General features: G+C 66.5%; 6 protein-coding genes and 1 tRNA gene. 5 read left to right on the top strand and 2 right to left on the bottom strand.

Annotated elements, in window-relative coordinates; genetic code table 11:
• Position 1 precedes the first annotated feature (1 nt).
• From VQ03_RS02375 to VQ03_RS02390, 4 genes are all read left to right on the top strand, one after another.
• Positions 2-640 (top strand): amino acid ABC transporter permease, encoded by a 639-nt coding sequence (locus VQ03_RS02375; protein ID WP_048449249.1) that lies wholly within the window; start codon positions 2-4, stop codon positions 638-640.
• Positions 637-1,296 carry an amino acid ABC transporter permease gene (locus tag VQ03_RS02380; RefSeq protein ID WP_048449250.1) on the top strand — a complete coding sequence of 220 codons (660 nt, stop codon included), beginning with the start codon at positions 637-639 and terminating at the stop codon, positions 1,294-1,296. The genes VQ03_RS02375 and VQ03_RS02380 overlap by 4 nt, the downstream gene beginning before the upstream one ends.
• A 150-nt stretch (positions 1,297-1,446) precedes the next feature.
• Complete coding sequence (locus VQ03_RS02385; protein WP_208605468.1) at positions 1,447-2,280, top strand: substrate-binding periplasmic protein; 834 nt, start codon at positions 1,447-1,449, stop codon at positions 2,278-2,280.
• A gap of 109 nt (positions 2,281-2,389) precedes the next feature.
• Positions 2,390-3,124, top strand: a complete 735-nt coding sequence (locus VQ03_RS02390; protein ID WP_048449251.1) for an aspartate/glutamate racemase family protein — start codon at positions 2,390-2,392, stop codon at positions 3,122-3,124.
• Between the two features lie 414 nt (positions 3,125-3,538).
• On the opposite strand, the gene VQ03_RS02395 is transcribed toward VQ03_RS02390, so the two are convergent.
• Entirely contained in the window at positions 3,539-3,991 is a 453-nt protein-coding gene (locus tag VQ03_RS02395) for a hypothetical protein (RefSeq protein ID WP_048449252.1), read from the bottom strand.
• A 636-nt stretch (positions 3,992-4,627) separates the two neighbouring features.
• Here VQ03_RS02395 and VQ03_RS02400 point away from each other — a divergent pair.
• Positions 4,628-5,533, top strand: a complete 906-nt coding sequence (locus tag VQ03_RS02400; RefSeq protein WP_048449253.1) for a LysR family transcriptional regulator — start codon at positions 4,628-4,630, stop codon at positions 5,531-5,533.
• 492 nt (positions 5,534-6,025) lie between these two features.
• Here VQ03_RS02400 and VQ03_RS02405 read toward each other — a convergent pair.
• A tRNA-Met gene (locus tag VQ03_RS02405) sits at positions 6,026-6,102 on the bottom strand.
• Between the last annotated feature and the right edge of the window lie 49 nt (positions 6,103-6,151).

A 6,151-nucleotide genomic window follows, 5' to 3' on the forward strand; every position in this document is an offset into this window, starting at 1 on the left:
GATGGAGGCCCTGACGCAACTCGCGCGTGGCGTGCCCTGGACGATCGCGCTGACGCTCACCTCCTTCCTCCTGGGCGCGCTCCTCGGCCTCGGCCTCTGCGCCCTGCGCCTGTCGTCGAGCCGCGTCCTGCGCGCACTCGCGACCGGCGCCGTCCTCCTCCTGCGGTCGGTGCCGCCCGTCGTCTGGCTCTTCATCATCTTCTTCGGCATCGGCTTCGGCTACGTCCAGCTTCCCTCCTTCCTGGCCGCCATGCTCGGGCTCGCGCTCATCACGGCCGCCAACATGGCGGAGATCTATCGCGGCGCGTTGTCCGGCGTGCATCGCGGACAGACGGAGGCGGCCATCGCCCTCGGCCTGTCCCCTCGCCACCGCTTCCAGGACATCGTCGGCCCGCAGATGATCCGCATCGCGCTGCCGAGCGCGGCGACCTTCGCCATCGGGCTCTTGAAGGACACCTCGGTCGCGTCGCTCATCGGCGTCCAGGACGTCGCGTTCCAGGTCAACGCGCTGGCCCAGCGAAGCTTCTCCGGCACGGGAATCTTCGTCATCGCCGCGCTTCTCTATATCGCGCTGAGTCTGCCCATCGCCGCGCTGGCGCGCTGGACCGATCTGCGCCTGCGCGCGAAGGTGGCACGATGAGCGAGATCCTGGAATTCTGGGGCGAGTGGCTGCCCACGCTCCTCGACGGTCTGCTCGTCAGCCTGAAGGTCACGGCGGCGAGCCTTGCGCTCGGCATCCCCCTCGGCCTGGTCCTGGCCCTCGCCGTCAAGGCGAAGTCGGCGCCCCTGCGCATCGCGGCGCTGATCGCCGTCGAGATCGGCCGGGGAACGCCGGCGCTGGTCCTGCTGCAATTCACCTATTTCGGCCTCGCCTCCACCGGACTGACGCTGTCCTCCTACGCCGCCGCCGTCGCGGCTCTCGCCGCCTGCACCGGGGCCTATACGAGCGAGATCATCCGCGCCGGCCTCGAGGCCGTCCCGCAGGGCCAGAGCGAGGCCGCGATCGCCATCGGCTTCAGCCGGATGGATCAGCTGCGCTACGTCGTCCTGCCTCAGGGGCTCCGCATCGCGGTCCCGCCGCTCCTCGGCTTCTCGATCCTGATCTTCCAGAGCACGTCGCTCTGTTACGCGATCGCCCTGCCGGAACTGATGAGCCAGGCCTATTCCGTCGGCTCGAACACGTTCCGCTACATGCCGATCCTCATCCTCGCCGGGCTCCTCTTCGCGGCGATCTGCATCCCGGCGACCTTGCTGGTCTCCCGCCTCGAACACCGCCTCGATCGGCACACCCGGTAGATCCCGCGCGGTCCGGTCTTGTCCATACCGAGTTCCAATGAGAATTGCGTTGGCGATCCAACGCTTTGTCCACCTGGATGATCGTCTTGCCGCCGGCTTCGATCGTAGAACCGGCACCTGATTTTTTTCGAAATCACTCGGGAGAGAACGATGATGATGAACCGGATCCCGTCCGTGACGGTGGCCGTCCTTGCCGGCTGGCTGGTCGCCGGCGCGGCAGAGGCTCAGGAGTGCAAGCCGGCACACGCCTTCAAGACGATCGAACCAGGCGTGCTGACCGTCGCCGTGACCACCTATGCGCCGTTCTCGATCATCGAGAAGGACGGCTCGGCGGGCGGCGTCGACGGCGACATCGTGACGGCAATCGCCAAGCTCGAATGCCTGAAGGTGAAGGCCGTCGCCACCGATCCGAGCGCCGCGATCCAGTACATCCTGGCCGGCCGCGCGGACCTCTCGACCGGTGACTGGTACCGCACCGCCGAGCGCGCCAAGGTCGTCGGCCTGTCGGCGCCTCTCTACACCGATCGGATGGGCATCTACTCGAAGAACGGCTACAAGACCGTCGCCGAGATCGAAGGCAAGTCGGTCGGCACGGTCCAGGGCTATCTGTGGGTCGCCGACCTCCAGAAGCTGCTCGGCGCCCATCTCAAGCTCTATCCCAATTCCTCCACGCTCTCGACGGATCTCGCCGCGGGACGGATCGAGGTCGGCGTCGACGGCTATGCGAGCGGTGCCTCCGCCCAGGCGGAAGGCGGCTTCGCCGGCCTGAAGATCGAGGTCAGCGCGCCGGACAAGCGCGTGCGCGCCACGGTGACGCCCGCCCAGGCCGCCCTCCCCTACGCGAAGGGGAACGCGGCCCTCGGCGCCGCGCTCGACGCCGACATCGCGACCCTCGGCAAGGACGGCACGATCCAGACCATCCTCGCCAAGCACAAGCTGGACCCTTCGGCCGCCGATGTCGGCGAGGCGCGCCTTGTCGAGTGACGATCCCGACGAAGCGGCAGGCTGTGCTGTCGCCTCGTCACCCGGGATCGGCCGCGCGCCGGCCGATCCGTGATCCCTCGCCCGACACCAATCCTCGAGTCACGCCATCATGACCGCCTATTCCATCACGCGCCGATCGCAATCCTGGTACGGCGAGTCGGTCGGTATCCTGATCCTCGACGCCGCCTATCCGTGCGTTCCCGGCAATGTCGGCAACGCGACGACTTACACCTATCCGGTTCGCTACCAGGAGGTGCGCGGCGCATCGATCGACCGCCTGCTCAACCAGCGCGACCCGAGCCTGCGGGACGCCTTCATCGAGGCGGCCGTCTCACTCCGCGACCGCGGCGTCAAAGCCATCACCGGCGCGTGCGGGTTCATGGCCTACTTCCAGGAGGACGTGGCCGCCGCCGTCGACATCCCGGTGTTGCTGTCGAGCCTGATGCAGGTCCCCTTCATGCACGCCATCACCGGCCGACCGATCGGGATCATCACGGCGAATTCCGATGTCTTGACGCCCCGGCATCTCAAGGCGAGCCGCATCCCCGAAAACCTCCCGATCCATCTCGCCGGCATGCAGGGAATGACCGAGTTCCGGCAGGCGATCCTGGAAGAGAAGGGAACGCTCGATTCGGCGAAGATCGAGGCGGAAGTCGTCGAGGTGGCAAAGAGGCTCATATCTGATCACCCCGAGATCGGATCGATCCTGCTCGAATGCAGCGACCTGCCTCCCTATGCGCATTCTGTCCAGGCCGCGACCGACCTGCCGGTCTTCGATTTCATCACCCTGATCGACCATGTCCAGTCGGCGGTTCGGAGACGGCCCTACCAGGGCTTCATGTAGCGGAGGCCTCGGGTCACCGGCACGGGGGCCGACCGGGCAGCGCGCACGTTTCGGCCCGTGCGTGCCGCGACCCGGGGTTTACCCTGAGGCTGCTCGAGCTGATCGACCGTTTAAAACCCATCATGTCATTTCAGGGCCGCGCAGCGGAGCCCAAAATGACATGGATGGTATCAAATCTGCGAGCTTTAATCTAGTATACTATCAATATAATTCCTGATTGATTCAGTAAATCAATTCCAGTCGCGACCATATCCTGAGATGTTAGAGCTTGTACTCGCGAGTTCTTCACTTAAGAACTCGAGATTGGGCGGCAACTCCGATCCTGCGCCTCATTCTGAGGCGTTGATCGATCGAAGATCGACTGAACTCGAAGGAGGTCTCCGATCGCCCGCATCTCAGAGCCTGTTTGAGGGCTCACTCTTCATTCTGGCTGGTGAGTGCAATGAGGGCCATCAGGCAGGCGATGACGCAGAGGCGGGCGGTTGCCACGTCGAGGCGGCTGGCCCGCTCGCGCCGCAGACTGCCCCAATGGCTGATCCAGCCCGAGGTGCGCTCGACCACCCTGCGTTTGAGCACGACGAAGCCCTTCTGACCCAGCTCCTTCTTCACGACCTCGCAGCGCTTGCCCCGGAACACGCCGTCGAGGATCGCCAGGCGAAGGCTCGGCCATTCCTCCTTGCCAGCATCCAGCGCCGGCGACGTATCGCAATCCTGCACGTCACCGGGCACGGCCGAGAGCACCGGGATGTGCCCTTCGGCGTCGACCATCACCACGCGCTTGCGCCCGACCAGTTTCTCGGCACCGTCGTAGCCACGCGGTCCGCGCACCCCGATACACTTGAAGCTCTTGGTGTCGATGATCGCCAACCGCGGCTGCGGATGGCGACCGCAACGCTGCCGTTACCGGCGCGCCAGGGCCCGCAACCGATCGCGAACATTCCTTCTTGGTCCAGCACCGGAACCAGCCGTAGACCGCCGTGCGCCAGTGCCCAAGGCTATCCGGCAGAACCCGCCAGGCGCCGCCCACCCGCAGATGCCAGGCGATCACCGCGACAATCCGGCCGGCCGGCGTCGCTCTCGGGTTGCGGGGGCGGGTCCGCCCGTACCTGAAACCGGGCCCATCTCGTCCAAGCCCGTCCGGGCAACGACATTCGTCAGACGCGTCTCGTGGCGCGTCCGATGTCGGTCCGCCTACATCTGCTCCCACCCGCCCGGCCAGGCGGAGCCCATGTTGTTCTCACACGAGACAGAGGGGGGACGGCCAGCAGAGGCCCTCAAACAGGCTGTCAGGGGCGAACGAGGTTCTTTCCTGAGGTCATTCCGAACCTTCATGGACCTGCCGCCGGCGAAGGGGCGTACCCGCCGGACGCGCCGGGCAATTCGCTCCAGAGCTGCCCTTGTGTCCGGTCCTGACGCGGTTGCCCGTGCCGCGCTCGCGAATAGAGTGATGACTTCCGGGAATTTGCTCTCGTCGGAGCATCCGGTTCGGACACGGTCTCTCGCATGGCCTTCACGCGGCGCTTCCTCCCCTCGATGTCATTGCTCTGCGCCTTCGAGGCCGCCTCCCGGCACCAGAGCTTCACGCTGGCCGCACGCGAATTGAGCCTGACCCAGAGCGCGGTCAGCCGGCAGATCCGGGCGCTCGAGGAGATGCTGGGATCGGACCTCTTCCTGCGCGACCGGCAGACCGTGCGCCTGACGCTGGCGGGCGAGACCTACGCGCAGGAGGTGCGCGAGGCCCTGCGGCGGATCTCCACGGCGACCCTGGGCTTTCGCGCCAATCCGAAGGGCGGCACCCTGAACCTGGCGATCCTGCCGACCTTCGGCACCCGCTGGCTGGCCCCGCGGCTGCCGGCCTTCTTCGCCGAGCATCCCGGCATCACCGTCAACCTGACGACGCGCCTGGCGCCCTTCGACTTCCGGTTCGAGCAGGTCGACGCCGCCATCCATTTCGGATCGCCGGACTGGCCGGGGGCGGAGTTCGAGCCGCTGATGAGCGAAACCGTGGTTCCCGCCTGCAGCCGCGACCTGGCGGAGCGCTACGCCTTCGCGCAGGCGAGCGACCTGTTGCGGGCCCCCCTGCTCCACCTCGTCTCGCGCCCCGATGCCTGGGAGCGCTGGTTCACCGCTCAGGGCGTCAATCCGGAAGGCGTCCGGGGGATGCTGTTCGACCAGTTCGCGACCGTAGCGCAGGTCGCGATCTCGGGGCTCGGGGTCGCCCTGCTGCCGGAATTCCTGATCCAGCCCGAACTGGCGCGCGGCGACCTTGTGGCGGCGTTGCCGGCCCGGATCGAGAACGCGGGACGCTATTATCTCGCCTGGCCCTCGCAGCGGGCCAGCCACCCGCCCCTGGAGGCGTTCAGGGCCTGGCTCGGAACGGCGGCAAAGGCGGGTCAGGAAGAGGGGTGAACCGCCCCGGGTTCCCCGGCAACTGTAATCAGATCGCGGCGGCTAGGGTAATCGGTACCGCTGGCGAGCATGGCGTTCAGCGTGACAAGCAGTTCGCGGGCAGTCGCCGTGAGTGCCGCCTTGGTCGGTTTTCCGGCCAACTGGAGGCGCTGGCGGAAGTCTCGGAATGGGATTGCCCCGTTTCTGTGGACGGTTATGGGGCTTGGCTGACCAGGGTCTCGCTGCGGGTTTTTGGGCGGTGCTCCGGCTCGACACCGTCGCCCTTTCAGGCGCGAGGCGAGATCTCCCCAGGTAAGAGCACGTTCTGTCCCTGCACGACCGCCGGATTTACAGCGCCTTGCCTTGATCACGAGAGCTTCGCGGTCCTTTGCCCGCTCGCCCTGCTCGGCACTGCCTCGTATCGGCTCTCAGGCAGGGGAGGCAGGGTGTGCGAGGCCCCGAACGCCAACAACCCCGCGAGGCTCGAAGCCTCGCGGGGTTGTTCGATGTATGTGGTTGCGGGGACAGGATTTGAACCTGTGACCTTCAGGTTATGAGCCTGACGAGCTACCGGGCTGCTCCACCCCGCGCCAGGGTGTGTTCGCGAGGAGGGAATGAGGCGTGCTTGGCAGGTCTGGC

Origin of the sequence: Methylobacterium tarhaniae (assembly GCF_001043955.1) — a bacterium.
Classification (GTDB): domain Bacteria; phylum Pseudomonadota; class Alphaproteobacteria; order Rhizobiales; family Beijerinckiaceae; genus Methylobacterium; species Methylobacterium tarhaniae.

Excerpts from the sequence above, each read along its gene's own strand:
- VQ03_RS02375 (WP_048449249.1), top strand. The coding sequence starts at position 2 with ATGGAGGCCCTGACGCAACTCGCGCGTGGCGTGCCCTGGACGATCGCG.
- VQ03_RS02380 (WP_048449250.1), top strand. The coding sequence starts at position 637 with ATGAGCGAGATCCTGGAATTCTGGGGCGAGTGGCTGCCCACGCTCCTC.
- VQ03_RS02385 (WP_208605468.1), top strand. The coding sequence starts at position 1,447 with ATGATGATGAACCGGATCCCGTCCGTGACGGTGGCCGTCCTTGCCGGC.
- VQ03_RS02390 (WP_048449251.1), top strand. The coding sequence starts at position 2,390 with ATGACCGCCTATTCCATCACGCGCCGATCGCAATCCTGGTACGGCGAG.
- VQ03_RS02400 (WP_048449253.1), top strand. The coding sequence starts at position 4,628 with ATGGCCTTCACGCGGCGCTTCCTCCCCTCGATGTCATTGCTCTGCGCC.